The sequence below is a fragment of the Aeromonas simiae genome, assembly GCF_014892695.1.
GTDB classification, from domain to species: Bacteria; Pseudomonadota; Gammaproteobacteria; order Enterobacterales; family Aeromonadaceae; genus Aeromonas; species Aeromonas simiae.
Genome location: NZ_CP040449.1, coordinates 3,156,250 through 3,181,446, shown reverse-complemented (window position 1 = coordinate 3,181,446; position 25,197 = coordinate 3,156,250). Strand labels below are relative to the sequence as shown.

Annotated in this window: 25 protein-coding genes and 2 pseudogenes; 25 read left to right on the top strand and 2 right to left on the bottom strand. The window is 62.2% G+C overall.

Annotated elements, in window-relative coordinates; all coding sequences use genetic code 11:
- Positions 1–2 precede the first annotated feature (2 nt).
- The 22 genes and pseudogenes from hypA to fliE all read left to right on the top strand — a co-directional run bounded on the left by hypA (position 3) and on the right by fliE (position 21,075).
- Positions 3–344 carry a hydrogenase maturation nickel metallochaperone HypA gene (hypA, locus tag FE240_RS15190; RefSeq protein ID WP_193002125.1) on the top strand — a complete coding sequence of 114 codons (342 nt, stop codon included), beginning with the start codon at positions 3–5 and terminating at the stop codon, positions 342–344.
- Positions 345–346: 2 nt separating this feature from the next.
- Positions 347–1,327: a hydrogenase nickel incorporation protein HypB gene (hypB, locus tag FE240_RS15185; RefSeq protein WP_193002122.1), complete on the top strand. Its 981-nt coding sequence runs from the start codon at positions 347–349 to the stop codon at positions 1,325–1,327.
- 447 nt (positions 1,328–1,774) lie between these two features.
- Entirely contained in the window at positions 1,775–2,920 is a 1,146-nt protein-coding gene (hybO, locus tag FE240_RS15180) for a hydrogenase 2 small subunit (RefSeq protein WP_193002119.1), read from the top strand.
- Positions 2,921–2,922: 2 nt separating this feature from the next.
- Positions 2,923–3,978 (top strand): hydrogenase 2 operon protein HybA, encoded by a 1,056-nt coding sequence (gene hybA, locus FE240_RS15175; RefSeq protein WP_193002116.1) that lies wholly within the window; start codon positions 2,923–2,925, stop codon positions 3,976–3,978.
- Entirely contained in the window at positions 3,965–5,161 is a 1,197-nt protein-coding gene (gene hybB, locus FE240_RS15170; RefSeq protein WP_042044498.1) for a Ni/Fe-hydrogenase cytochrome b subunit, read from the top strand. Before hybA ends, hybB begins: the two co-directional genes overlap by 14 nt.
- Complete coding sequence (hybC, locus tag FE240_RS15165; RefSeq protein ID WP_193002113.1) at positions 5,158–6,861, top strand: hydrogenase 2 large subunit; 1,704 nt, start codon at positions 5,158–5,160, stop codon at positions 6,859–6,861. The genes hybB and hybC overlap by 4 nt, the downstream gene beginning before the upstream one ends.
- Positions 6,861–7,373: a HyaD/HybD family hydrogenase maturation endopeptidase gene (locus tag FE240_RS15160; RefSeq protein ID WP_226798847.1), complete on the top strand. Its 513-nt coding sequence runs from the start codon at positions 6,861–6,863 to the stop codon at positions 7,371–7,373. Before hybC ends, FE240_RS15160 begins: the two co-directional genes overlap by 1 nt.
- The gene (gene hybE / locus FE240_RS15155) at positions 7,370–7,849 is read left to right on the top strand and encodes a [NiFe]-hydrogenase assembly chaperone HybE (RefSeq protein WP_193002110.1); all 480 of its coding nucleotides are present in this window, start codon (positions 7,370–7,372) and stop codon (positions 7,847–7,849) included. The genes FE240_RS15160 and hybE overlap by 4 nt, the downstream gene beginning before the upstream one ends.
- A gap of 28 nt (positions 7,850–7,877) precedes the next feature.
- Positions 7,878–9,437: an ABC transporter substrate-binding protein gene (locus FE240_RS15150; protein WP_193002106.1), complete on the top strand. Its 1,560-nt coding sequence runs from the start codon at positions 7,878–7,880 to the stop codon at positions 9,435–9,437.
- Between the two features lie 5 nt (positions 9,438–9,442).
- Entirely contained in the window at positions 9,443–10,408 is a 966-nt protein-coding gene (locus tag FE240_RS15145) for an ABC transporter permease (RefSeq protein WP_226798845.1), read from the top strand.
- Positions 10,398–11,201, top strand: coding sequence for an ABC transporter permease (locus tag FE240_RS15140; protein ID WP_193002100.1), 804 nt, complete (start codon positions 10,398–10,400; stop codon positions 11,199–11,201). Before FE240_RS15145 ends, FE240_RS15140 begins: the two co-directional genes overlap by 11 nt.
- The gene (locus FE240_RS15135) at positions 11,201–11,983 is read left to right on the top strand and encodes an ATP-binding cassette domain-containing protein (RefSeq protein ID WP_193002098.1); all 783 of its coding nucleotides are present in this window, start codon (positions 11,201–11,203) and stop codon (positions 11,981–11,983) included. Before FE240_RS15140 ends, FE240_RS15135 begins: the two co-directional genes overlap by 1 nt.
- The gene (locus tag FE240_RS15130; protein ID WP_193002096.1) at positions 11,977–12,564 is read left to right on the top strand and encodes an ATP-binding cassette domain-containing protein; all 588 of its coding nucleotides are present in this window, start codon (positions 11,977–11,979) and stop codon (positions 12,562–12,564) included. Before FE240_RS15135 ends, FE240_RS15130 begins: the two co-directional genes overlap by 7 nt.
- A gap of 131 nt (positions 12,565–12,695) precedes the next feature.
- Complete coding sequence (locus FE240_RS15125; protein ID WP_193002093.1) at positions 12,696–13,562, top strand: FliM/FliN family flagellar motor C-terminal domain-containing protein; 867 nt, start codon at positions 12,696–12,698, stop codon at positions 13,560–13,562.
- A 4-nt stretch (positions 13,563–13,566) separates the two neighbouring features.
- On the top strand, positions 13,567–13,944 hold the full coding sequence (lfiN, locus tag FE240_RS15120) for a lateral flagellar motor switch protein LfiN (RefSeq protein WP_042044507.1): 378 nt from the start codon (positions 13,567–13,569) through the stop codon (positions 13,942–13,944).
- Positions 13,944–14,675 carry a flagellar type III secretion system pore protein FliP gene (gene fliP, locus FE240_RS15115; RefSeq protein ID WP_193002091.1) on the top strand — a complete coding sequence of 244 codons (732 nt, stop codon included), beginning with the start codon at positions 13,944–13,946 and terminating at the stop codon, positions 14,673–14,675. The genes lfiN and fliP overlap by 1 nt, the downstream gene beginning before the upstream one ends.
- Before the next feature lies 1 nt (position 14,676).
- The gene (fliQ, locus tag FE240_RS15110) at positions 14,677–14,946 is read left to right on the top strand and encodes a flagellar biosynthesis protein FliQ (protein WP_042044510.1); all 270 of its coding nucleotides are present in this window, start codon (positions 14,677–14,679) and stop codon (positions 14,944–14,946) included.
- A complete protein-coding gene (gene lfiR, locus FE240_RS15105) occupies positions 14,943–15,725 on the top strand; it encodes a lateral flagellar biosynthetic protein LfiR (RefSeq protein WP_193002088.1) in 783 nt (260 codons plus the stop codon). The genes fliQ and lfiR overlap by 4 nt, the downstream gene beginning before the upstream one ends.
- Entirely contained in the window at positions 15,722–16,855 is a 1,134-nt protein-coding gene (gene flhB, locus FE240_RS15100) for a flagellar biosynthesis protein FlhB (RefSeq protein ID WP_042044512.1), read from the top strand. Before lfiR ends, flhB begins: the two co-directional genes overlap by 4 nt.
- 3 nt (positions 16,856–16,858) lie before the next feature.
- Positions 16,859–18,941: pseudogene (gene lfhA / locus FE240_RS15095) on the top strand (lateral flagellar biosynthesis protein LfhA).
- Positions 18,942–19,491: 550 nt separating this feature from the next.
- Positions 19,492–20,736 (top strand): sigma-54-dependent transcriptional regulator, encoded by a 1,245-nt coding sequence (locus FE240_RS15090; protein ID WP_042044514.1) that lies wholly within the window; start codon positions 19,492–19,494, stop codon positions 20,734–20,736.
- Between the two features lie 12 nt (positions 20,737–20,748).
- The gene (gene fliE, locus FE240_RS15085; protein ID WP_084214651.1) at positions 20,749–21,075 is read left to right on the top strand and encodes a flagellar hook-basal body complex protein FliE; all 327 of its coding nucleotides are present in this window, start codon (positions 20,749–20,751) and stop codon (positions 21,073–21,075) included.
- A 54-nt stretch (positions 21,076–21,129) separates the two neighbouring features.
- Here fliE and FE240_RS19015 read toward each other — a convergent pair whose 3' ends face one another.
- Positions 21,130–21,264: a hypothetical protein gene (locus FE240_RS19015; RefSeq protein ID WP_264293216.1), complete on the bottom strand. Its 135-nt coding sequence runs from the start codon at positions 21,262–21,264 to the stop codon at positions 21,130–21,132.
- Here FE240_RS19015 and fliF point away from each other — a divergent pair.
- Positions 21,202–22,457, top strand: a pseudogene (gene fliF, locus FE240_RS15080) (flagellar basal-body MS-ring/collar protein FliF); the annotation flags it as partial. The gene FE240_RS19015 and the pseudogene fliF sit on opposite strands and share 63 nt — an antisense overlap.
- 36 nt (positions 22,458–22,493) lie before the next feature.
- Here fliF and FE240_RS15075 read toward each other — a convergent pair.
- A protein-coding gene (locus FE240_RS15075; protein ID WP_102948393.1) for an IS3 family transposase occupies positions 22,494–23,698 on the bottom strand; the annotation gives its coding sequence in 2 pieces (ribosomal slippage) (positions 22,494–23,380 and positions 23,380–23,698; 1,206 coding nt in all).
- A 112-nt stretch (positions 23,699–23,810) separates the two neighbouring features.
- On the opposite strand from FE240_RS15075, the gene FE240_RS15070 reads away from it, so the two are divergent.
- Complete coding sequence (locus FE240_RS15070; RefSeq protein ID WP_193002086.1) at positions 23,811–24,176, top strand: hypothetical protein; 366 nt, start codon at positions 23,811–23,813, stop codon at positions 24,174–24,176.
- Entirely contained in the window at positions 24,169–25,197 is a 1,029-nt protein-coding gene (locus tag FE240_RS15065) for a FliG C-terminal domain-containing protein (RefSeq protein ID WP_193002083.1), read from the top strand. Before FE240_RS15070 ends, FE240_RS15065 begins: the two co-directional genes overlap by 8 nt.

The following is a 25,197-nucleotide window of genomic DNA, read 5'->3' as shown; positions in this document are numbered from 1 at the left end:
CCATGCACGAAATGTCGCTGGCCATGAGCACGGTCGATCTGGTGGTCGAGACCGCCACCCGGCAGGGCTTTAGCAAGGTCACCGGGGTGTGGCTCGAGGTGGGGCGCCTCTCCTGCGTCGAGGCCGACACCATCGCCTTCTGTTTCGAGGCCGCCGCCCGCGCCACCCCGGCCGAGGGGGCCCGGCTGCACATCGAGCACAAGGGGGCCGAAGCTTGGTGCTATGAGTGCCATCTCACCGTCACCCTCGAGCGGCGCGGGCAACCCTGCCCGCAGTGCGGGGGTTTTCAGCTGCGGGTCGCCCAGGGCGACAGCCTGCGCGTCACCAACATAGAGGTAGCCTGAACATGTGTACTGTCTGCGGTTGCGGCGAGGCCAGGGTGGCCGACGCCGAGTACCATGACCACGAGCCGGCCAGGGTGGTGATCCACCACCATCACCACTACCACCACCAGGGGGATGTGCATCATCACTACCATGGTGCGCCGGTAGAGCATGGCCATTCGCATGCCCATGGGCATCATCACCACGAGCACGAGCACGAGCACGAGCACGAGCACGAGCACGAGCACGAGCACGAGCACGGGCATGAGCACGGGCATGACCACGAGCACGGCCACCCGCAGGGGTTGGAGCTGCACTACGGGCGCGGGGCGGCCGGCGTCTCGGTGCCCGGCATGAGCCAGCGCTCCCTGATCGCGGTCGAGCGCGACGTGCTCGACAAAAACAACCGGCTGGCCGAGCACAACCGGGAGCACTTCGCCGCCGCCGGCCAGCTGGTGCTGAACCTGGTGTCGAGCCCGGGCTCGGGCAAGACCACCCTGCTGTGTGAGACCCTGCGCCGTCTGGCGGGCCACCGCCCGTGCGCCGTCATCGAGGGGGATCAGCAGACCAGCAGCGATGCCGAGCGGATCCGCGCCACCGGCGTGTCTGCGGTGCAGATCAACACCGGCAAGGGGTGCCACCTGGATGCCCAGATGATCCACGACGCCTGTCATCGCCTCGAGCTGGCCCAGGGCGGCATCATCTTCATCGAGAACGTCGGCAACCTGGTCTGCCCGGCCGGGTTTGATCTCGGCGAGCGGGCCAAGGTGGCGGTGCTCTCGGTCACCGAGGGGGAGGAGAAGCCCCTCAAGTACCCCGACATGTTTGCCGCCGCCAGCTTGATGATCATCAACAAGACCGATCTGCTGCCCTATGTGCAGTTCGACGTGGCGCGCTGCATCGAGAATGCCCGTCGCGTCAACCCGGCCATCCAGGTGTTGCAACTCTCCGCCAGCAGCGGCGAGGGGATGGATGCCTGGCTCGCGTGGCTGGCGAAAATGTAAATGGAATGATGAGGCATACCGTTTTCGGCATGCCTGGTACGCTATTCAAAAGGGGAGTTTATCCATGTATTAACATTTGCCGTTTATTATTCGCATGGATGTCGAATGATGTGACATTAATATTAAAACCACGGCACTGGTTTTTATTTTCAGAAAAAGAATTTTGGTGCCGGTTTAATTCTGTCTCTATCCCGCCAAGTTTAGGGTTGATGGGAGGGGTTTGTATTTAATCTATTGTTTTCAAATGTGTTATTTGTTCTGTGTGATGTTCTTTTTATCAGGTGGTTGAGCGCTGAGATATTTGTCATGGTCTGGGTAACTTTCCATGATTAACATCACAGTGTGTCTGGTTTTTATTTGCCACACTAATAACAATAAAAAGATGAAGCCATCATTCATCACCTTAGTTTCTTGAACTTCCTCCACGAAAAAAGCGAAGTGACAATAATGGATAATAATGATTCATTGCTCACCCGATTGGGTGTGAGCCGTCGTGACTTCATGAAATTCTGCGCCGGGTTGGCGGCCACCGCCGGCCTGCCAATCGGCGCGGCTGAGCAGGTGGCGGCGGCCCTGAGCGCGCCGCAGCGCCCTCCCGTCATCTGGATTGGCGCCCAGGAGTGCACCGGTTGCACCGAGTCCTTGCTGCGGGCCACCCACCCCACCCTGGAGAACCTGGTGCTCGACACCATTTCGCTTGAGTACCACGAGGTGCTCTCGGCCGCCTTCGGCCAGCAGGTGGAGGAGAACAAGCACCGGGCGATGGCGCGCTACCAGGGGCGTTACGTGCTGGTGGTGGACGGCTCCATCCCGCTCAAGGATGGCGGCATCTACTGCATGGTGGCGGGCAAGCCGATCGTCGAGCACATCCGCGAGGCGGCCGCAGGGGCAGCGGCCATCATCGCCATCGGCTCCTGCGCCTCCTGGGGCGGCGTGCCGGTGACCGGTGGCAACCCGACCGGGGCGGTCAGCCTATCGGAGGCCCTCGGCGGTAAGCCGGTGATCAACATCCCCGGCTGCCCCCCCAATCTACACAACTTCCTTGCCACCGTGGCCCACCTTCTCACCTTCAACCGGGCGCCCGCTCTGGATGCGCAGGGGCGCCCCCTGTTCGCCTATGGCCGCCTCATCCACGAGCACTGCGAGCGCCGTCCTCACTTCGACGCCGGTCGCTTCGCCAAGGCGTTTGGCGACGAGGGGCACCGCAATGGCTGGTGCCTCTACCACCTCGGCTGCAAGGGGCCGGAGACCCACGGCAACTGCTCGACCCTGGAGTTCTGCGACATCGGCGGCGGCATCTGGCCGGTCGGCATCGGCCACCCCTGCTACGGCTGCAACGAGCAGGGGGTGGGCTTTACCAAGGGGATCCATCAGCTCGCCAACGTGGAGAATCCGACCCCGCGGGCCGAGAAGCCCGATCTCAACAGCCGCCAGGGGGGCAGCATCACCCCTACCGCCACGGCCCTGCTGGGCGGCGTGGCCGGCCTGGTGGGCGGAGTGAGCCTGATGACGGTGCGCGAGCTGGGTCGCCAGCAGCGTGAGAAGAGGGACGCCGAGGCTCATCTGATGGCTTCCCGTGATCGGGAGGAGTGAGCGTGGACAGACGACAGTTTCTCAAGTACACGGCGGGCGGCGTGATCGCCACCACCCTCTCCCCCTGCGTGCAGGCGCGGCCGACCAAGACGCCGATCCCGGGGGCCCTCGGCATGCTCTATGACTCCACCCTCTGCGTGGGGTGCCAGGCGTGCGTGAGCAAGTGCCAGCAGGTCAACAGCCTGGCGGTGAACCCCGCCGGGGAGCAGACCTGGTCCAACAACGACAAGCTCGCCCCCTTTACCAACAACATCATTCAGGTGTGGCAGAGCGGGGAGGGCAAGCACAAGGATCGCCTCGACAACGGCTACGCCTACATCAAGAAGCAGTGCATGCACTGCGTCGATCCCAACTGCGTCTCGGTCTGCCCGGTGCAGGCGCTGCGAAAGGACCCCAAGACCGGCATAGTCCACTACGACCCGAGCGTCTGTACCGGCTGCCGTTACTGCATGGTGGGCTGCCCCTACAACGTGCCCAAGTTCGAGTACGACAACCCCTTCGGCCAGATCCGCAAGTGCGAGCTGTGCAACCAAGCGGGGCTGGAGCGCCTTAACAAAGGTGAGCTGCCGGGCTGTGTCGAGGTGTGCCCGACCGGCGCCGTCATCTTTGGCACCCGCGAGGCGTTGCTGGCCGAGGCTAAGCGGCGGCTGGCGCTGCGTCCCGGTGACACCTATGCCTATCCGCGCCAGACCCTGGCCGGGGGCGATAGCTACGAAAAAGCGGTGCCCCACTACCAGCCCTACGTCTACGGCGAGAAGGAGGGGGGCGGCACCCAGGTGCTGACGCTGGCGGCGGTGCCCTACGCCAAGCTCAACCTGCCGGATCTCGACCCCGTCTCCACCGGATCGCGCTCCGAGACGGTGCAGCACACCCTCTACAAGGGGATGGTGCTTCCGCTCGCGGCCTTCGCCGGCCTGGCGATCCTGACCCGCCGCCACACCAAGGGGCATGACAGCCAGGATCACGATGCGCACGACAAGCACGACAAGCACGACAAGCACGACAAGCACGACAAGCATGACAAGCATGACAAGGAGGACAACCATGGCTCACGTTGATGCCAAGCCCCTCGGCGGGCGCCTGCTCAGCTGGCCGGTGCTCTTCTTCGCCCCCTTCGTGGTGCTGTGCGGCCTCATCATCCTCAAGCGACTGGTGCTAGGCATCGGCTCGGTGGCGGATCTGAACGGCGGCTACCCCTGGGGGCTGTGGATCTCGTTTGACCTGCTCATCGGCACCGGCTTTGCCTGTGGCGGCTGGGCGCTGGCCTGGGCGGTCTACGTCTTCAACCGTGGCGAGTACCACCCCCTGGTGCGACCGGCGCTGCTGGCGAGCCTGTTTGGCTACTCCCTCGGCGGCCTCTCCATCACCATCGACGTCGGCCGTTACTGGAACCTGCCCTACTTCTACATCCCCGGCCACTTCAACGTGAACTCGGTGTTGTTCGAGACGGCGGCGTGCATGACGGTCTACATCGGGGTGCTGATGCTGGAGTTCGCCCCCGCCGTGCTGGAGCGCTTCGGCTGGAAGGTGCAGCTCAAGACCCTCAACAAGGTGATGTTCCTGGTGATTGCGCTGGGGGCCTTGCTGCCCACCATGCACCAGTCCTCCATGGGCTCGCTGATGATCGCCGCCGGCCACAAGATCCACCCCCTGTGGCAGAGCTATGAGCTGCTGCCGGTCTTCTCCTTGCTGACCGCCTTCATCATGGGGTTTTCCATCGTGGTGTTCGAAGGATCGCTGGTGCAGGCGGGGCTGGCCGGGCGCGGGCCGAGCGAGAAGTCGCTCTTTTATCGCCTGACCAAGGTGATCGACGTCTTCCTTATCCTGTTTATCGCCTTGCGCTTTGGCGAGCTGGTCTACCACGACAAGAGCGAGCTGCTGTCGAACTTTGACCGCTACTCAATCCTGTTCTGGTGCGAGATAGGGCTGATGCTCCTCCCCTTGCTGATCTTCCACTGGGAGCGCTCGCGCAACGACTCGCGCCTGCTGTTTGTCAGCGCCCTCAGCATGCTGCTCGGGGCGGCGCTGTGGCGTCTCAACTACTCGCTGATCGCCTTCAATCCGGGGGAGGGGTACCACTACTTCCCGACCGCCGAAGAGCTGCTCATCTCGGTCGGCTTCGTCGCCGTCGAGGTGTGCGCCTACATACTGCTTATCCGCATCTTCCCTGTCCTGCCCTCCCTGGAACGTGTCGACCGGGACTATCAGGCCAGCCACCAAGTCGTTCGAGGTAAAGAATGAGCCAACGTATCACCATCGATCCGATCACCCGCATCGAGGGTCACCTGCGCATTGACTGCGAAATCGAGGGGGGCAAGGTCGTCAAGGCATGGTCATCGGGCACCATGTGGCGCGGCATGGAGGAGATAGTCCGCGGCCGCGACCCGCGCGATGCCTGGATGATCATGCAGCGCATCTGCGGGGTGTGCACCAACATCCACGCCATCGGCTCGGTGCGGGCGGTCGAGAGCGCCCTCAAGCTCGACGTGCCGGTCAACGCCCAGTACATCCGCAACATCATAGTGGCGGCCAGCAATGTTCACGACCACGTGGTGCACTTCTACCAGCTCTCGGCCCTCGACTGGGTCGACATCACCTCGGCCCTCAAGGCCGATCCGGCCAAGGCGGCCGGCATGGTGCAGGGGCTCTCCGACTGGCCGCTCAACAACGCCGACGAGTTCACCCGGGTGCAGGCCAAGATCCGCGCCCTGGTCGACAGCGGCCAGCTCGGCATCTTCGCCAACGGCTACTGGGGCCACCCGGCCATGAAGCTGCCGCCCGAGGTGAACCTCATCGCGGTCGCCCACTACTTGCAGGCGCTCGAGTATCAGCGCGATGCCAGCCGCGTGGTGGCCCTGCTCGGCGGCAAGAGCCCGCACATCCAGAACCTGGCGGTGGGCGGCGTGGCCAACCCCATCAACCTCGATGGCATCGGCGTGCTCAACATGGAGCGCTTGATGTACCTCAAGACCTTCATCGATCGCCTCAACGGCTTCATCGAGCAGGTCTACCTGCCGGATGCGGCCATCATCGCCAGCTTCTACCCCGAGTGGTTGCAGATGGGGCGCGGCGTCACCCACTTCCTGTCGGTGCCCGAGCTGCCGACCGATGGCAAGGGGGGCAGCTTCTTGCTGCCGGGCGGTTATATCCGCAATGGCGATCTGAGCACCTTCCGCCCCATCAACCGCCATGACGATGCCTTCCTCATCGACGGCATCGAGGAGAGCAGCAAGCACGCCTGGTATCAGGACGACCAGCCGCAAAAGCCGTGGGAGGGCACCACTGAGCCTAACTACACCGGCTGGCAGGAGGAGGGCAAGTACTCCTGGGTCAAGGCGCCCACCTTCTACGGCGAGACGGTCGAGGTGGGGCCGCTGGCCAACGTGTTGTGCATGCTGGCCGCCGGCCACGAGGGTACCAAACGCCACCTCAATACCCTGCTCGGCCTCTACCAGCGCGTCAGTGGCCGCAGCGTGGCGCCGGCCGATCTCCCCTCCACCCTGGGGCGGGTCATCGCCCGCGCGGTGCGCTGCGCCGTGATGAAAGACACCTTGGCCCAGCAGTGGCAGGCGCTGATCGACAACATCGGCAAGGGGGACACGGTTGCCTACGTCAAGCCGGACATCCCGGCCAAGGGGCGCATCCAGGGGGTTGGCTTCGAAGAGGCGCCGCGCGGCATGCTCTCCCACTGGATCGTCATCGAGGATGGCAAGATTGAGAACTACCAGGCCGTGGTGCCCTCCACCTGGAACTCGGGGCCGCGCAACTACCAGGATGACCCCGGCCCCTACGAGGCGGCGCTGGTGGGCACCCCAGTGGCCGACGCGAGCAAGCCGCTCGAGGTGGTGCGCACCATCCACTCATTCGATCCCTGCATGTCCTGCGCGGTGCACATCGTCGACGCCCGTGGTGAGCCGGTGACCCAGGTGAAGGTGCTGTGATGGGGCTGATGGAGAAGGCGCCGAGCCCGGTGCTGGTGCTGGGGATCGGCAACCTGCTGCTCAGCGATGAGGCGGTCGGGGTGCGCGCCATCGAGGCGCTGGCCGAGCGCTACGAGCTGCCGCCTGGGGTTGACCTGCTCGACGGCGGCACCTGCGGCATGGAACTCATCGGCGACATGGCCGGGCGCGAGCACCTCATCGTGGCCGATGCGGTGCTCACCGGGGCGGCCCCCGGCAGCGTGGTGATCCTGCGCGATGGCGAGGTGCCGGCCCTGTTTGGTCGCAAGATCTCGCCGCACCAGCTGGGGCTGGCCGACGTGCTGAGCGCCTTGCACCTGACCGGCGAGTTTCCCGCTCGGCTCACCCTGGTCGGGGTGGTGCCCCACTCGGTCGCGCCGGCCATCGGCCTGAGCGAGGTGGTGGCGGGGAGTCTCGATACGGTGGTAGCGCAGCTGGTGGCCGCTCTGGCCGAGAGCGGCATCGGCGTCACCCCCAAGGAGGGCAACCCATGAGCGGGCAGGATGAGGTGCGCGGGTTTGACGAGAACCCGGCGGCCCGGCTGGAGGCGGCGTTTAGCGCCGTGGCGGCGGGGGAGATGCACACGCTCCCCTTCTATCAGGAGCAGATCCCCATCAAGGCGGTCGGCTTTGCCCGCTTCGAGGGGGAGTGGCTCGGCGTGATGCTGACCCCATGGACCCTCAGCCTGCTGCTGCTGCCGGGCAGCGCCTGGCCGCGCCGCACCCTGGGCGAGCGGCTGGGGCTGGCGCTCCCCTTTGGCCACGCCACCTTCGTGGTGAGTGAGCTGGAGGGGATAGGCCAGTACCTCTCCTGCTCGCTGCTCTCGCCGCCGACCCCCGGCATGAGTAGCGAGCAGGCGCAGCAGCTGGCGCTCGATCTCAGCCGGCTGGTGACCGCGCTGCCGGTGCGCGATCCGGACGCCCCGCGCGACCCAGCCCGCCGCGCCCTGTTTGCACCGCGCTGTGGCTAGCCTTCGTTTCATCACTCTGGAGATCGTCATGTATCGCGCTCTTGTGCTGGCCGCCTTGTTCTGTCTATCTGGCAATGCTGCGGCGGCCCCCCCGCGAACCCTGACCCTGGCCATCGGCGCCGAGCCCGACGAGGGGTTTGATCCCCTGCTCGGCTGGAGCCACGGCAGCAACCTGCTGTTGCAGGGCACCTTGTTGCAACAGGCGCCGGATCTGAGCTGGCAGCCGCTGCTCGCCGAGTCGGTCAGTCGGAGCCAGGACGGGCTGGCGTGGCGGGTGACCCTCAAGGCCGGACTGCGCTTTAGCGACGGCTCGCCCCTGGGCGCCGAGGACGTGGCCTTCACCTATAACCGAGCGGCCAGGGAGGGGGGCAAGCTCGACATGGGGCACTTCGTCGCGGCGCACGCCGAGGATGCGCGCCACCTGATCCTGACCCTGTCGGCGCCGCAGAGCACCTTCAACCAGGTGCTCGGCTCCCTCGGCATCGTCTCGGCCAAGGCTTATGATCCGCGCCGTTATGCCCGCCATCCGGTGAGCGCGGGGCCGTACCGGCTGGTGAGCTTCCAGCCGGGCCAGCAGTTGGTGGTGGAGGCCAACCCCTACTACGCCGGCCAGGCCAATGACTTCGGCCGGTTGGTGTTTCTGTTCCTCGACGAGGAGGCGGCGGTGGCGGCCGCCATGGCCGGGCAGGCCGATCTGGTGCGGGTCTCCCCCAACCAGGTGGGGCGGGTGCCGGCCGGCCTGACCCTGCTCGAGCGGCCGAGCGTCGAGAACCGCGGCATCATGTTCCCCGTGGTGCGCGCCGGGCGCCGCGATGGTCAGGGGTATCCGGTGGGCAACGACGTCAGCGCCGATGTGTCTGTTCGCCGCGCCATCAACCTGGCGCTGGATCGCGCCCTGCTCGCCGAGCAGCTGTTCGACGGCCATGCCACGCCGGCCTACAGCGCGGTCGAGGGGCTGCCCTGGCAGGGGGAGGGGAGCCGGTTTAAGGATGGCGACCTTGCGGGAGCCAAGGCGCTGCTGGAGCAGGCCGGCTGGCGGGTGGGTGAAGATGGCATCCGGGTGAAGGGGGACGTGCGCGCCGCGCTCACCCTCTGGTACGCCAGCGGTGACACGTCGCGGCGCGATCTCGCCCTGGCGCTGCGCGCCCTGCTGGCGCCGCTTGGCATCGAGCTGCAACTGCAATCCGGCAGTTGGGAGCGGGTCGAGCGGGAGATGCACGCCAACCCCGTGCTGTTTGGCTGGGGCAGCCTGGACCCGAGCGAGCTGCTGCACCACTACGGCTCACGGGCGCGCGGGGTGGGCTACTACAACCCCGGCTACTACGCCAACGCGGCGGTCGATCGCCACCTCGCCCAGGCACTGGCCGCCCCCGATCCGGCCAGTGCCGAGCACCACTGGCAACAGGTGGAGTGGGACGGCGCCGAGGGGGCGGGCTTTCGCGGCGATGCCGTCTGGGCCTGGCTGCTCAACATCCGCCACACCTATCTGGCCAACCCCTGCCTGGATCTGGGCAAGACCCAGCCCGAGATCCACGGCAGCTGGTCGCTGCTGAGCAACCTGCCGGCCTGGCGCTGGACCTGCCGATGAGGGGGGTGGGCAGCCTGCTGCTGCGGCTCTGTCTGCTGCTGACCCTGGTGGCGGCGGGCACCTATCTGCTGCTCTGTTTCTCGCCGGTCGATCCGGTGCGGGCCTATATCGGCAATGATCTGCTGCACGTGCCGCCGGCCCAGCAGGCGCTGATCGCCCGGCGCTGGGGGCTGGATCAGCCGCTCTGGCTGCGCTTCGCCCGCTGGGCCGGTCAGGCGTTGCAGGGGGAGTGGGGCTACTCCTCTCTCTATAACGCGCCGGTGCGGCAGGTGATCGCCGAGCGGCTGCCCACCTCGCTCGGCCTGCTGGCAGGGGCGTGGCTGCTCTCCGGGCTGGGCGGGGTGGCTCTTGGCCTTCTGGCCGGCCGCTATCACGGCCGCTGGCCGGATCGCCTGCTGCGCCGGCTCATCTACCTGATGGCCTGCCTGCCCACCTTCTGGGTGGCCCTGCTACTGCTGGCGCTGCTGGCCGTGGCGTGGCCTGTGCTGCCGGTCTGCTGCGCCTGGCCGGCCGGGCTCGAGGCTGAGCAGGCCACCTTCACCGAGCGGCTGCGCCACCTGATCCTGCCGCTGCTCTCGCTCAGCCTGATCGGCATGGGCAACGTCGCCATGCACACCCGCGAGCGGGTGGTGGAGGTGCTCGCAAGCGAGTTCGTGCTCTATGCCCGCGCCCAGGGGGACGGTGGCTGGTCGCTGCTGCGCGGCCACGTGCTGCGCCACGCCCTCGGCCCCGCCCTGTGCTTGCAGTTTGCCTCGTTTGGCGAGTTTATCGGCGGCTCCTTGCTGGCCGAGAAGGTGTTTGCCTACCCAGGGCTCGGCCAGGCGAGCGTGGATGCCGGGCTGCGCGGCGACATCCCGCTGCTGATGGCGGTGGTGCTGCTGTGCACCCTGCTGGTGTTTGCCGGCAACCAGTTGGCCGGCTGGCTGCTGCACCGCCTCAACCGGCCGTTGGCGCTGCCCCATGTTGCGTGATCCACGCCCGGCCATGGGCCGCCTGCTGCTGGCCATACTGCTGCTGGCCCTGCTCGCCGGCTACGGCCTCGTGCTCGGCAGCGGCGATCTGCCCCTCGATCTGGCCTTGCGTTATCAGCCCCCCTCATGGGCCCACTGGTTTGGCACCGACTATCTGGGGCGCGATCTCTGGCGGCGCTGCGTGCAGGGAGCCTTGAGCTGCTTGCAGACCGGCCTCGGCGCTGCCCTGCTCAGCGGTGCGCTGGCATTGGCGGTGACCGCCCTCGGCCGGCTGGGGCGGCGCGGGGCCCAACTGGCCGCGCTGCTGACCGACAGCCTGCTCGCCATGCCGCACCTGCTGCTGCTCATCCTCATCGGCTTTGCCGCTGGGGGCGGGCGTCAGGCGGTGATCCTGGCGATCGCCCTCACCCACTGGCCACGGCTGGCTCTGCTGCTCGGGGCCGAGGCGGCCAGGGTGGCAGAGAGCGACTATCTGCGCCTGTCGCGGCGCATCGGGCTCACCCGGTGGCAGTGCTGGCGGCGCCACCTGTTGCCGGCCCTGCTGCCCCAGTGGCTCATCGGGGTGCTATTGATGTTTCCCCACGCCGTGCTGCACAGCGCGGCGCTGAGCTTTCTCGGCTTCGGGCTGGCACCCCACGAGCCCTCGCTCGGCCTGATGCTGGCCGAGGCGCTGCGCTACCTCAATGCCGGCGCCTGGTGGCTGGCCCTCTTCCCCGGTCTGCTGCTGTTGGGACTGGTTTTGCTGTTTGATCAGTGCGCCCGCTCGGTGCGCACCCTGTTGCTGGAGTCGTGATGCTGGAGCTGGAACGGGTATCCATAGCGGCGGCCCACTACCGCTGGTTTGGCCGGCGCAAGTGGCGCCCCTTGCTGCGCGAGGTGTCGCTGACGGTTGCCCCCGGCGAGGTGGTGGCGCTGGTCGGTGGCAGCGGCGAGGGCAAGAGCCTGCTACTGCTGGCCGCCCTCGATCTGCTGCCCGCCAATCTGCGGCTGGAGGGGGCGCTGCGCTTCGCCGGGGCCCCGCTCGACCGGCAGCGCAGCCGGCAGCTGCGCGGGCGCGAGATAGGCTACGTGCCGCAGGGGGTGGGGGCCCTCAACCCCTTGTTGCGCATCGAGGGGCAGCTGACCCGTGGCTTGCGCCTCGGTGGCTGGCGGGGAGAGCGAGCCGCCCTCGAGGCGCAGTTCGCCCGGCTGGCCTTGCCCGCCGCAGCCCTCGATCTCTACCCGCGCCAGCTCTCCGGCGGCATGGCCAAGCGGATCTTGGCCTGCCACGCGGCGCTGTCGAATGCCCGCCTGATCTTGGCCGACGAGGTGACCGCCTGGCTCGACGAGGCGGCGGCCAGCCTGCTGCTGGCCCAGCTGCGCGGCCTCGCTGCCCAAGGCTGCGGCGTGCTCTGGGTGACCCACGATCTGGCGCTGGCAGCCCGTTTTGCCGACCGGGTGGTGGCGCTGCATCAGGGGCGGGTGAGCGACACCCTGGCGGTAGAGGCGCTGCGCCGGGGGGAGGGGAGCGCCCCGCTGCGCGCCCACTGGCAGGCGCTGCCGGAGCAGCGTGGCTGGGAGGCGCTCTCGTGCTGAGGGTGCAGGGGGTGAGCGTGCGCCAGGGCGAGCGCACTTTGTGGCAGGGGCTCGATTTCACTCTGGCCCCCGGTGAGCGGCTCGCTATCGCTGCCCCCAGCGGTCATGGCAAGACGACCCTGGGCCGGGTGCTGGCCGGCTGGCAGGCGCCCAGTTGCGGCCACATCCTCTGGCAGGGGGCTCCGCTGCCGGCGAGCGGCTACTGCCCGGTACAGCTGGTGCCCCAGCACCCCGAGCTCACCTTCAACCCTTACCGCAGCACGGGGGCGGCGCTGTACGATGCCTGGCAGCCTACGGCGGCGGATCTCGTCGCTTGCCGGATCGATCCCGAGTGGCTGCGGCGCCGCCCGCACGCCCTCTCGGGGGGCGAGCTGGCGCGCATCGCCCTACTGCGCGCCCTCGACCCGCGCACCCGGGTGCTGATCGCCGACGAGGTGACCGCCCAGCTCGATCCGGCCATCCAGCTCGCTATCTGGCAGCACCTGGTGCGGTTGTGCCGCGAGCGGGGACTGGCGATGATCATCTTCAGCCATCAGCAGGCCCTGCTGGATCAAGTGGCGACCCGCAGATTGAAATGGTGATTTTTTCTCTTAAAGCAAAATTGGCGCGATGCATGCATGGAGATAATTAGCATGCTGTGTCAATGCACATGGTTTACATTTATCGGATGAGATACCCGCTGTCTCTCATCCCTGATCAGGATTCTCTCTCCATGCCATCCTCTCTCGTCAAATCGGCGCTCATCCCGGCTCAGGTGGGCAGAACTCTGCCAACCTATGACCTGTTGGGTGCTGAGCAAGCTGACCAGATTCAGCTGCGACTCTTTAACGTCAGCCTCGGCGGTGTGGCGGCCCAGGTATCGACCTGCCTCTCCCAGCTGTTTCACAGCTCTGACTGTGAATTATCCCTGCCGCCTTTTGCTGTGGCGCAGCCCGGTTTACCCGAAGGGGAAAGGCTTTGGGTCCAGGCGCGAGCCAGTAACTTAGAGGCGGTGCAGGCTTGGTTTGCCATCACCCCCGCCCATCTTTACCGGATGGCGATCCTTTTCTTCGGCGGGAGTTTGCAGCCCGGTGCGCAGGTGGTGGTGAGCAAGAGTCCGAGCGACTCGGAGCTGCGTCTGTTCCTGCGTCTGTGTCGCTATCAGCTGGAGAATATGTCCTCTGCGCTGGGCTGGGGCGACATGGGATGGGAGCTTGAAACCTGCGCGCCGCCGGCGTTGGATGACGCCGGCCCGTTATGGCACAGCGAGGCCGATTTGACTCTGTCTGGTCATCATCAGGGGTGGAATATGTGGTGGCGGCCTCCCTGTGTCGAGGAGGGGGAGTCGGACGCCGAAAACAAACTGGCGGGCAAATTGCATACATCTTTGCCTTATACCCCAGTACGTCTGCGAGTGGTTCTGTCTCAGATGCAAATGACCCTTGCTGAGTTGGAGCAGTTACAGGTGGGAGAGGTGCTTGCCCTCGATCTGAACGAGTCGGCCCCTGCACTTATTGGTACCAAGGTCTGTTTGCGTGGGCGTGTCGCCGAGCAGGCAGGCAATTTAGTTTTTCAAATTAATACGGTGGAAGAGGAGTGATTGAATGAGTCAGGAACAGAACCAGAATTTCCTGGAGTTTGACGGACTGGATCAGCTCTTCGACGAAGGGCAGGAGCCGTTTTCTGCACCGCAGGAAAGTATGGCCCCGCTCGCTGCCAAGCCCCGCGATCTCTCGTTTTTCCGCCATATCCCGGTCAAGGTGACGCTGGAGGTAGCGAGTGCCGAGATCTCGCTTGGCGATCTGATGCAGGCCGAGAGCGGTAGCGTGATTGAGCTCGATAAGATGGCGGGCGAGGCGCTCGACGTGCGGGTGAACGGCAGACTGCTGGCGCGTGGTGAGGTGGTGGTCGTCAACGGTAAGTACGGCCTGCGGCTGGTTGAGGTGCTTGACGCTGGCATGTTGAGCAATTTGGAACACTGATGAAAAGAGTACTGCCGCTACTGCTCCTTATCGGTTTGCCCGCCTGGGGAGCGGAGATCCCGCTGCTGTCGATGACGCCTGGCGCCGGCGGATCGGAAGAGTACAACATCAAGATGCAGATCCTGCTCTTGATGACCCTGCTCGGCCTATTGCCGACCTTGCTGCTGATGATGACCAGTTTTACTCGCATCATCATAGTGTTGGCGATCCTGCGGCAGGCATTGGGGCTACAGCAGAATCCCCCTAACCGGGTTCTCCTCGGGATCAGCTTGATCCTGACGGTCGTGATCATGCGTCCCGTGTGGACCGATATTTATCAGAATGCTTTCCAGCCTTTCGACCGGGAGGAAATTACACTTCCGCAGGCGCTGGGAAAGGCTGAAGTTCCTCTTCGCCATTTCATGCTGGCGCAGACCCGTGAGCAGGATCTGGAGCAGATGCTGCGCATTGGTGGTGAGTCGACCTCTCTGCCGAAAGAAGAGGTGCCATTTGGGCTTCTTGTTCCGGCCTATGTGCTCAGTGAACTCAACACCGCCTTCCAGATTGGCTTCATGCTGTTTATTCCCTTTCTGGTGATCGATCTGGTGGTGGCGAGCGTGTTGATGGCAATGGGGATGATGATGCTCTCGCCGCTCATCATCTCGCTGCCGTTTAAGTTGATGGTCTTTGTACTGGTGGATGGCTGGGCCATGACGGTGGGCACCTTGGCCGCCAGTTTCAGCGGAGGTTGATATGACGCCAGAGCAAAGCGTGTCTCTTCTGGGAGGAGCGGTCAATCTGGTGGTCATGATGGTCAGCGTGCTGGTGGTGCCTGGCCTGCTGGTGGGGCTGATGGTCAGCATCTTCCAGGCGGCCACTCAGATCCAGGAGCAGACCTTGAGTTTTCTGCCTCGTCTGATTGTGACCCTGCTGACCTTGATCTTCACCGGCCACTGGCTGGTGGCGCAGCTTGCTGCCTTGTTTCACGACATCTTCCAAAAAGTGCCGGGCATGATTGGATGAGTGCCCTGGTTACCGTTAGCAGTGCCGAGTTGACAGCCTGGTTGGGGCAGTGGTGGTGGCCGTTTGCGCGCCTTGCCGCCACTTTCTGGATGTTGCCTATCTATGGCGATGGGCGGGTGACTCCGATGGTGCGGCTATTTCTAGCCTTCACCATCAGCCTTGGCATGGCCCCCATGATGAAAAACATGCCGGCGTTTGATCCCTTTTCGCTAGAGGCGATCGTCGTGACGATCGAGCAGATTGTCTTCGGTCTGTTGTTTGGCCTGACGGTGCAACTGCTGTTTGCGGTGATGACGACGACGGGGCAGATTTTGGCCATGCAGATGGGCTTGGCGATGGCGGTCATGAATGATCCCCAAAATGGCGACTCGGCCCCTCTGATCAGCCAGTTGATGCTGATCTTCTGCACCTTGTTGTTTCTCGGTATTGATGGCCATCTGGCCGTGCTCGACATATTGGTGCGCAGTTTTCAGGCCTGGCCTCCTGGCGCGTCGCTCTACCGGCTCGATCTCATGGGCGTGGTGGGGTTGTTTGGCTGGTGCATCGGCGCCGCCCTGATCCTGGCGCTGCCGGTGGTGATTGCCATGTTGATGGTGAACCTCACCTTTGGCGTGATGAACCGCTCGGCACCTTCACTCAATGTGTTCTCCCTGGGTTTTCCCATGACCCTGTTGCTGGGTCTGTTGACGCTCTCCATCTCGGTCAGTGGTGTGCCTGATCGTTATCTCGATCTGGTGACCCATGTGCTGGATCAGTTGACTGGGCTGGTCATACGATGAGTAAAAATAGCGCTCAGGACAAGACCGAACAGGCGTCGCCCCAGAAACTCCGCAAGGCCCGCAAAGACGGGCAGATCGCCCGTTCCCGTGAACTGGGCTCGGCAGGACTCCTGGTGATAGGCGGTATGCTGATCCAGTGGATGGTGCCAGGCTTTGGACGCTTTTTTGGTGCCTTGATCAATCAACCGATTCGATTCGACTGGCTGCGCAACAATCCTGAGATGATGATGCAGGCGCTCGGTGATGCACTTTTCGGCATGATATTGATTTTATTGCCGTTATTTGTCGCCTTGGGGCTGCTGATGCTCATTCTCGGCGTGGTGCCTGGCGGCATGATCTTCGTATGGAAAAACTTGATGCCAAAGGGGAGCAAGCTCAACCCCATCTCTGGCCTCAAGCGGATGTTTTCCTCTCGCAGCTTGATGGAGCTGCTCAAGTCGATGCTGAAGATATCGCTGCTGGGCGGCACGTTGGCGCTGCTGTTGCAGCACCACTGGGGGACGCTGCTGATGATGAATCGCATGCCTCCCTCTGCCGCCATGGAGCAGGCGTTGCAGATCCTGGCTCAAGCGTTTATTGCGCTGGGCTCGGTGCAGATGCTGGTTGCCGTTATCGACGTGCCCTACCAGCGTTGGTCGCTGCTCAAGCAACTGCGGATGACCAAGCAGGAGGTCAAGGATGAGTACCGCAACTCCGAGGGTAAACCCGAAGTAAAGGCCCGTATTCGTCAGTTACAGAACATGATGTCGCGGGCGCGCATTGATCAGCGGGTGCCTCAAGCGGATGTGATCATCACCAACCCAACCCACTATGCGGTGGCGTTGCGTTATGACCCCGACAAGGCCAACGCCCCTTATGTGGTGGCGAAAGGGATCGATGCCATGGCGGCACGTATCCGCGAAGTGGGGCAGCTGCATGACAAGACCATCATGGCCTTGCCCGAGCTGACCCGGGCCATTTATCACTCGACTCGTATCGACCAAGAGGTGCCGGCCGGGCTCTATACCGCCGTCGCCTATGTCCTCAACCATGTGCTGCAGCTACAGGCTTACCAAGCCGGCCGTGGCCGGCGACCGGCCCCGCTGGCCCCGCTCCATGTTCCGCCCGAACTGCGTCAACCTGAGAGGTAATCCGTGAACTGGCGTGTATTGACCCAATCTTACATCGGCATCCCCGTGATGCTGCTGGCCATCTTGGCCATGATGATCTTGCCGCTACCGGGCTGGCTGCTCGATGCCCTGTTTACGTTCAACATCGTGCTGGCGGTACTGGTGTTGCTGGTGTCCGTGTCGGCCAAAAAGCCGCTCGACTTCTCCATCTTCCCCACCGTGCTGCTGGTGGCCACCTTGATGCGACTATCGCTCAACGTGGCCTCCACCCGGGTGGTATTGCTCAACGGCCATGAGGGCAGTGATGCCGTCGGTAAGGTGATCCAGGCCTTTGGTGAGGTGGTGATAGGCGGTAACTACGTCGTTGGTCTGGTGGTCTTTATCATCCTGATGATCATCAACTTCGTGGTCATCACCAAGGGGGGAGAGCGGATCTCCGAGGTCTCGGCCCGCTTTACCCTGGATGCCCTGCCGGGCAAGCAGATGGCTATCGATGCGGATCTCAACGCCGGTTTGCTCGATCAGAACCAGGCGCGTCTGCGCCGCCAGGAGATCGCCCGTGAAGCTGACTTCTACGGCGCGATGGATGGTGCCTCCAAGTTTGTGCGCGGCGATGCCATCGCCGGCCTGTTGGTGCTCATCATCAACCTGATCGGTGGTCTTGCCATCGGTATCTTCCAGCATGCCTTGCCAGTGGCGGAGGCATTCCAACGTTATGCCCTGCTGACCATTGGTGATGGTCTGGTCGCCCAGATCCCCTCGCTGCTGATGTCGACCGCCGCGGCCATTATCGTGACTCGGGTTAACGATGAGGGGGAGATGACCGATCAGGTGGGGCAGCAGCTGCTGGCCTCCCCACGGGTCATCTATACCGGCGCCGCCATCATGACCATCCTGGGCCTGGTGCCCGGCATGCCGACTCTGGCCTTCCTCAGCTTTGCGGCAGCGCTGGCCTGGAGTGGCTGGCGAGTGAGCCAGCGTAAACCGGACGTCCCTGAACTGGAGGCGGCGGAGCAGATCTCCAGACAGATGGATCTGCGCGAGCCGCAGGGGTTGGAGTGGCAGGACCTGCCGGCGCTCGATACGGTCGCCATCGAACTGGGCTATCGACTGGTGTCATTGGCTGAGAAGGAAAAGGGGGCTGAATTGCTGGCGCGGGTGCGCGGCATACGTAAAACCCTCTCCGAGCAGCTCGGTTTCCTGCTGCCCGAGGTGCGTGTTCGCGACAACCTGCAATTGCAGCCGGAGCAGTACCGTATTCTGCTCGGTGGCGTGCCACTGGCCTCTGGCCAGGTGGATTGCCAGCGATTGATGGCGATCAGCAGTGGTGAGACTTATGGCAACCTAGATGGTGAGCTGACCCGCGATCCGGCCTTTGGCATGGAAGCGGTGTGGATTTCACCTGAACTCAAGGCGAAGGCGCTCAACCTGGGTTACTCGGTAGTGGATGCGGCGACCGTGGTGGCCACCCACCTTAGCAAGTTGTTGCGTGAGCATTTGGATGAGCTGTTTGGTCACGATGAGGTTGGTAAATTGGGCCAGTACTTGTCGAGCCAGTCGCCCCGTCTCGGGGAGGAGCTCAACCTGGCCCTGACCCAGATGCAGCAGCTGCGGGTCTATCGTCAGCTGCTGCGCGAGCAGGTGAGCCTGACCGATATTCGTACCATTGCCACCACCCTGCTCGACTCGAGCGAGATCACCAAGGACCCGGTGTTGTTGGCCTCTGATGTGCGCTGTGCGCTGTGCGCTGAAGCGTCAGTTGGTACGCCAAGCCATCGGTAATCGCGACGTACTGGCCACCTTCACCCTGGATGAGCGGTTAGAGCAGACCTTGCTGACTGCGTTGAGCCAATCCCAGCAACAGGGAAAAACGGCTCTGGATAGCTTCCCCATCGATCCTCAGCTGCTGTCCCAGTTGCAGCAGAATATGCCGTTGGTAAAAGAGCAGTTGCAGCAGCAGGGCCACGCACCTGTCCTGGTGGTCATGCCCCAGTTGCGCCCTTTGCTGGCACGATATGCACGTTCGTTCAGCCGCGGTCTAAAAGTGCTTTCCTACAATGAAATTCCAGAAGAGCTGAGGGTGGAAGTAGTCGGAACTCTGGGTTAAATGCGGAAATTTAAGGTTAAATGCGGAAGTTTAGAAAACGGTTTTCCTTAAAACGGAATTAAAATTTCCTAATGGGCGCTTGAAAATCTTAAAAAGTCATTTATCATTATCAGCATAAGATGTTGAAAAAAGACATCTAAGCAAGGTTTTAAACTTAAAATTAACTTTTAATCAATATATTTAAATCTGAATCCTCGCTGAACCGCATGACAGGTTGTTCAGTGAGTAAAGGCAAACTGGATTGAATCGACAGGACGTAAAACCTCCAGTTCAAGGGTGTTGGGTGACACCATGATAGTGGGTATGTCAATGACAGCTTGACTCCGTATGAATCTAGTTTGATTCGTGCAGATGTTATGCCTGTTTATTGCGTCCACTCCTCGGTTTCCAAACTCGTTGGGGTGTTTGATTTATGTCTGGTTGCACACAAGTCTGGGCAACCGGCACGGAAGAGATCCCGTGTCCGGTGGCTTCACGTCTGCTGTGGATCGGTGCAGAGGCTGATGTTTCCTTTGCCCGACACGGCGCTTCTTCTCCGCTCTCCTGCGAGGTGACCGCTTGCTCCTCCCTGGAACAGGGATTGGCTTGGCTGGCCACCAACACATGTGATCTGGTTCTGCTCGATCTTGATCGTCAGCCCCCCTACTCCTGCCGGGAAATCGCGACCCTGGTCGCCGCCGCAGGCGAAGGTCTGGTGCTGGTTGTCATCAACGAGCTTCAGGGTGAGCAGGCAGCTGATGCCATGCGCTGCGGCGCCATTGACTACGTCATTAAACCCTTTAGCGCCCGCCAGTTGAGCGACGCCATCCTGAGTGCGCTGCGCCTTGGTCAGGCCACCCACAACCTGGTGTCTGTTTCCCAAGTCAGCAAGCAGGTGTTGCAGCTGGCGCGCCGTGCCGCCAAAACGTCGGCCTCAGTCCTGATCAGTGGGGAGTCGGGGACAGGTAAAGAACGCCTGGCTCGCTACATCCATGACATGTCTGAGCGCTCTGATAAGCCGTTCGTGGCGATCAACTGTGCGGCCATCCCCGAATCCATGCTCGAGTCGATCCTGTTTGGTCATGCCAAAGGGGCCTTTACCGGCGCCGTGGTGGCCCAGCCGGGTAAATTTGAGATGGCCAACGGTGGCACTCTGCTGCTCGATGAAATCTCAGAGCTTCCCCTCACGTTGCAGGCCAAGTTGCTGCGGGTGTTGCAGGAGAAAGAGGTGGAGCGCCTTGGCAGCCATCGTTTGATCCCGCTCGACGTGCGTATCATCGCGGCCAGCAACCGTGATCTGCGTGAGCAGGTGGCGTGTGGTGAGTTTCGGGAAGATCTCTTCTACCGACTCGATGTGCTGCCACTCTCTTGGCCCGCATTGCGTGATCGCCCGGATGATATCTTGCCGCTGGCCCGCTTCTTTTTGGATAGATACGCCCAGCAACAGGGCTATCGCTTCAGCGCAGACGCTGAGGCCCACCTGCAAGCCCATCCCTGGCCCGGCAATGTACGTGAATTAGAAAATGTCATTCAAAGGGCATTGGTTATGGCGCGTGGTTTGCATATCCAAGCCGTCGACCTGATGCTGCCCGGCTCGCTTCCCCCACAAGATGTCTCCTGTTCGCCCGAGGCGGAATGCCTCTCTGATTCGCGGCGCCAAGCGGAATTTCGCTTTGTGCTGGAGACGCTGCGACGTTGCAACGGCCATCGCACCCGCACGGCGGAAGCGCTCGGCATGACGACGCGGGCATTGCGTTACAAGCTGGCGGCCATGCGTGAGCAGGGCATCGACATTGAACAGCAGATTCAACAGTAAGGAATAGATCGCTTGAAGATCGAGATGATGACCTCCCAAGTAACCCTGATGAATCGGATGCAGGAGATGCAGCGCATCGCTGCTCAGCCTCAGGAGATCATGCCGGCCGCTGGGGAGAGTGTCTCCTTCGGAGATGCCATGCGTAATGTGGTCAATCAAGTTAACTCACAGCAGAACTTGGCCTCTAGCATGATGTCGGCCGTTGATGCCGGACAGAGTGATGATTTGGTGGGCGCCATGGTGGCTAGCCAGAAGGCGAGTCTCAGCTTTTCAGCCCTGATGCAGGTGCGCAATAAGTTGATGACCGGATTTGATGAAGTCATGCGTATGTCGCTGTAAGGATAAGGGATGAGTGAACTGGTAACTAATCCCACGACGGCGACTGGGCCTGATTTACGCCAGCGCCTCGAGACGGGTCTTAAAAAGTGGCGTCGCCTCTCTAGCGACAACAAGTCGGTACTGGCGATTGCCCTGCTGGCGGCGATTGTCGCCGGCACCATAGTGGTGATCCTGTGGACCTCCAGCCATAACTACGTTCCCCTGTACGGTAAGCAGGAGCTCTACGACACGGCCAATATCATGGAGCTGCTGGAAAAAGAGCAGATCCCGTTCCGCCTGGAAAAGAGCTCAGGACAGGTGCTGGTTCCTGAGAGCCAGCTGGCTCAGGTGCGGATGGCGCTGGCTGCCCGTGGGGTACGCGCCGCGATGCCCTCTGGTCTGGAAGGGCTGGATAATGCCACCGGGCTTGGCACCAGTGAATTTATGGAAGGGGTGCGCTATCGCCACGCCTTGGAAGGGGAGTTGGCGCGGACCATCATCTCCCTGGATGCGGTGCGCAGCGCCCGCGTCCACCTGGCTATCCCCAAGCGGACCCTGTTTGTCGGCCGTGATGAGGAGAAGCCGACCGCCTCCGTCATGCTGGACATGCAGCCTGGGCAGAGCCTCGAGCCGGGCCAGGTGGATGCGATCACCAACCTGGTGGCGGGCAGTATTCCGGGCATGAAGCCGGGCATGGCTCGGTGGTGGATCAGTCAGGACAATTGCTCACGACGGACAGTGGTGACAAGGCGGTGTTTGGCAAACTCAGCGTCCAGCAGATGGACTACGTGCGCAAACTCGAGCAGTACATCCGCCAGCGTGCCAGCGACATGCTCTATCCCATGCTGGGGACGGGGAATTTCCGGGTGCAGGTCGCCGCAGACGTTAACTTCAATGCGATTGAAGAGACGCAGGAGCAGCTCGATCCCAACAGCGTCGTCACTCAGGAGAGTGGCAAGAACGACAAAACGGTCGATTCACTCGCCATGGGGATTCCGGGGTCTCTCTCCAATCGCCCTCCCCAGACCCAGGCTAACCAGAATACCAATGCGGGTAATGGGCAGGCGGCCGCTGGGCAGCAGTCCAATGACACGCGCAGTGAGCGCAACGAGTTCAGCAAGCAGTATCAGAACAGCCGTTCTATCACTCACACCCGTTATCACCAAGGGCGGCTCGAGAAGCTCAACGTCTCGGTACTGCTCAACAATCAGGTCGCCCCGCAAGAGGGGTGGAATGAGGAGCAGCTGGTTCAAATCCGCCAGATGGTGGAGCGGGCCGTGGGGTTCGATGAGGCTCGCGGAGATCAGATTAGCTTGCAGAGCTTTGCCTTTAGCCCCGAGCTGATGGTGGTGCAGCCTGAAAGCAGTTGGTGGGAGTTGCCGGTTTGGCATAACTCACTGCGTGGATTTGACCCCATAGGTCCAGACACTTTTTCCCGCTTAGGGTTGTGATACCCGACTGCGCAGAAATTCCCGTGGTGAACGGTATCCCAAGGCGCTGTGCGGGTGGTGCTCGTTATAATGCTCAAACGCGATAGCCAAATTGCCTACCGCTGTTCGGCTATCCGGTTTTGGCATCATCTCGATATAGTCTCGCTTCATCGTCTTCACGAAGCTCTCCGCTATACCGTTACTCTGTGGGCTTCTCACTGCTGTCGTTCTGGGCTCCAACCCGATTTCTCGTGCAAACGCGCGGGTCTCATGGGCTCGATACGCCGAGCCATTATCAGTCAGCCACTCCACCGGTGATGCCGGCAACGAATCCCCAAAGCGATGTTCGACAGACCTCAGCATGACATCTTGCACAGTGTCACTATCGTAACCCCCAGTACTGGCCGCCCAGTCCAACGCTTCCCTATCGCAGCAATCCATGGCGAACGTGACACGTAGTTTTTCACCGTTATCGCAGCGAAACTCGAAGCCATCTGAGCACCACCGTCGATTGCTCTCCTTGACGGCAACACGCCCCTTATGTGCCTGCTGGGCCAATGGTGCAGCTGGTTTTCTTTCCAGCAGCAAGCCATGTTCGCGCATGACGCGATATACCCGCTTAGCGTTTACCACAGGTTGTTCTGTTGCCTCAGACTGACGCCGTAACAGCGCCCAGACCCGGCGATAGCCATAGGAGGGAAGCTCTGCCATCGCCTCCATGATACGGCCAAGTAAGGCTGCATCATCACGCTGGCGATGATGACGACCATCTTGCCAACCCGGTTTTCGATGAACACGAACGGATAGCTGCGCACGCGATACATTAAGAGCCTGGCTCACAGCACTTAATCGTCGTCCCCCGGCAACAAGGGCGCATGCGCAATCCATTTTTTTGCTCGACCATACTCCACGGCTTCTTTGAGGATCTCGTTCTCCATGGTCTTCTTCCCGAGCAGACGCTGAAGCTCTCGGATCTGCTTGATGGCAGCAGCCAACTCGGAAGCAGGAACAACATCCTCACCGGCGGTGATCGCCGTGAGAGACCCTTCTTGGAATTGCTTACGCCATTTGAAAAGCTGGTTTGCGTTGACGTCGTGCAAGCGAGCAACATGAGAGACGGTCATCCCGGGCTCAAAGGTCTGCTGCACGATGGCGATCTTTTCTTGTGGAGTCCGGCGTCGACGGCGCTCGGCCCCTGTTAACACTTCGACCATCTTCTCGTTGTGACTAGTACTGAACATAGCTCCAAGACTACCTCTTAAGTTAAGAGGGGCGAAGTGTCTGGATCTTCAAGGGGCCAATCTACTGCGCTATCTGGTGGGTGGGTTGCTTGGCCTGGTCCTGGTGATCTTCGGTATTCGTCCGTTGGTGAAACACCTGATCCGGCCGCCACAGCCCGAAGGGGCGGAGGCGAAAGAGCAAAATCAAGAGTTGGCGCTGTCGGGTGAACTCGAATCCGCAGTCGGCATCGAAGGCCAACTCGGTGAGGGTGAACAGGTTGAGTCTGCATCTAGCCGTGGGTTGATCCGCGGTGAGGAGAAGGTCGCCCTCGATGACCTGATGGATCTCGATGCCTTGCCTGAGCCTGGCTCGGAGTTGGAGGTGCAATTGCGTCACCTGCAACTGCTGGTAGAGAAAGATACGGATCGGGTAGCGGAAGTCATCAAGCAGTGGGTGGGTGGTAATGAGTAACATCAACTTCAATCAGGCTGCCATCGATATTGATATCGACAGCATGGAAAAGGCCGCCATCTTGCTGCTGAGTATGGGCACCGAGGCCGCGGCCAAGGTGATGCAGCGACTCTCACGGGAAGAGGTGCAGACGCTGATCGGTAAGATGGCGAGCATGCCCAGCGTCAGCTCGCATGAGGCGCGCTGGACATTGCAGCAATTCTTCCAGCAATACCGTGAGCAAAGCGGTATCGGCAGCGCGTCGCGCGAATACCTGGAGCAGACCCTGGATATGGCGCTGGGCTCCAAGCTGGCGCGTAGTTTGCTCGATAGCTTGTACGGTGACTCCGTCAGTAAAGATATCCAGCAATTACAATGGGTTCCGGCTGAAGTGCTGGCGCGCTTCTTCCGCAATGAGCATCCCCAGATGCAGGCGGTCTTGCTCTCTTTCTTGCCGCCGACCATCGCCTCTGCGGTGCTCGATGAGCTTCCGCAGTCCTTGCATGATGATCTGCTGCTGCGGGTCGCCAACCTGAGTTCGGTGAGCGAGCATGTGCTCAGCGAATTGCGTCTGACGCTGGATCGCTGCCTTACCTTCGTGGCGGAGCAGTCGGGTGCCAAGGTCAATGGCATCAAGCAGGCGGCCGATATTCTGAACCGCTATCAGGGCGATAAGGAGTCCATGCTCGGCCAATTGCGTCAGTACGATCTCGACATGGCGAATGAAATCGAGAAAAACATGTTTGATTTCAGCTCCTTGCGTCGTCAGTCGGACGAAACGCTGCAAAATCTCCTGCAAGAGATCCCACAAGATCTGCTGGCGGTGGCGCTCAAGGGGGCCGAAGAGCCGTTGCTGCGCGCTGTGCTGGGGGCGATGCCCAAGCGGATGGCCCAGTCGCTGGAGTCTCAGATCCAGGGCCAGGGCTCGGTCTCGCTGCGTAAGGTCGAGCAGGCTCGTGAAGAGATCATGGCTCAGGTACGCAAGCTGATGGAGCAGGGTGCGATTGAATTCCAGCTCTTTGAAGAGCCGACGGTGGGCTAA

Bases quoted from the DNA above. Each gene is read 5' to 3' on its own strand.
- hypA (WP_193002125.1), top strand. From the start codon at position 3: ATGCACGAAATGTCGCTGGCCATGAGCACGGTCGATCTGGTGGTCGAG.
- hypB (WP_193002122.1), top strand. From the start codon at position 347: ATGTGTACTGTCTGCGGTTGCGGCGAGGCCAGGGTGGCCGACGCCGAG.
- hybO (WP_193002119.1), top strand. From the start codon at position 1,775: ATGGATAATAATGATTCATTGCTCACCCGATTGGGTGTGAGCCGTCGT.
- hybB (WP_042044498.1), top strand. From the start codon at position 3,965: ATGGCTCACGTTGATGCCAAGCCCCTCGGCGGGCGCCTGCTCAGCTGG.
- hybC (WP_193002113.1), top strand. From the start codon at position 5,158: ATGAGCCAACGTATCACCATCGATCCGATCACCCGCATCGAGGGTCAC.
- FE240_RS15160 (WP_226798847.1), top strand. From the start codon at position 6,861: ATGGGGCTGATGGAGAAGGCGCCGAGCCCGGTGCTGGTGCTGGGGATC.
- hybE (WP_193002110.1), top strand. From the start codon at position 7,370: ATGAGCGGGCAGGATGAGGTGCGCGGGTTTGACGAGAACCCGGCGGCC.
- FE240_RS15150 (WP_193002106.1), top strand. From the start codon at position 7,878: ATGTATCGCGCTCTTGTGCTGGCCGCCTTGTTCTGTCTATCTGGCAAT.
- FE240_RS15140 (WP_193002100.1), top strand. From the start codon at position 10,398: ATGTTGCGTGATCCACGCCCGGCCATGGGCCGCCTGCTGCTGGCCATA.
- FE240_RS15135 (WP_193002098.1), top strand. From the start codon at position 11,201: ATGCTGGAGCTGGAACGGGTATCCATAGCGGCGGCCCACTACCGCTGG.
- FE240_RS15125 (WP_193002093.1), top strand. From the start codon at position 12,696: ATGCCATCCTCTCTCGTCAAATCGGCGCTCATCCCGGCTCAGGTGGGC.
- lfiN (WP_042044507.1), top strand. From the start codon at position 13,567: ATGAGTCAGGAACAGAACCAGAATTTCCTGGAGTTTGACGGACTGGAT.
- fliP (WP_193002091.1), top strand. From the start codon at position 13,944: ATGAAAAGAGTACTGCCGCTACTGCTCCTTATCGGTTTGCCCGCCTGG.
- fliQ (WP_042044510.1), top strand. From the start codon at position 14,677: ATGACGCCAGAGCAAAGCGTGTCTCTTCTGGGAGGAGCGGTCAATCTG.
- lfiR (WP_193002088.1), top strand. From the start codon at position 14,943: ATGAGTGCCCTGGTTACCGTTAGCAGTGCCGAGTTGACAGCCTGGTTG.
- flhB (WP_042044512.1), top strand. From the start codon at position 15,722: ATGAGTAAAAATAGCGCTCAGGACAAGACCGAACAGGCGTCGCCCCAG.
- FE240_RS19015 (WP_264293216.1), bottom strand. From the start codon at position 21,264: ATGGCTGGAGGTCCACAGGATCACCACTATGGTGCCGGCGACAATCGC.
- FE240_RS15065 (WP_193002083.1), top strand. From the start codon at position 24,169: ATGAGTAACATCAACTTCAATCAGGCTGCCATCGATATTGATATCGAC.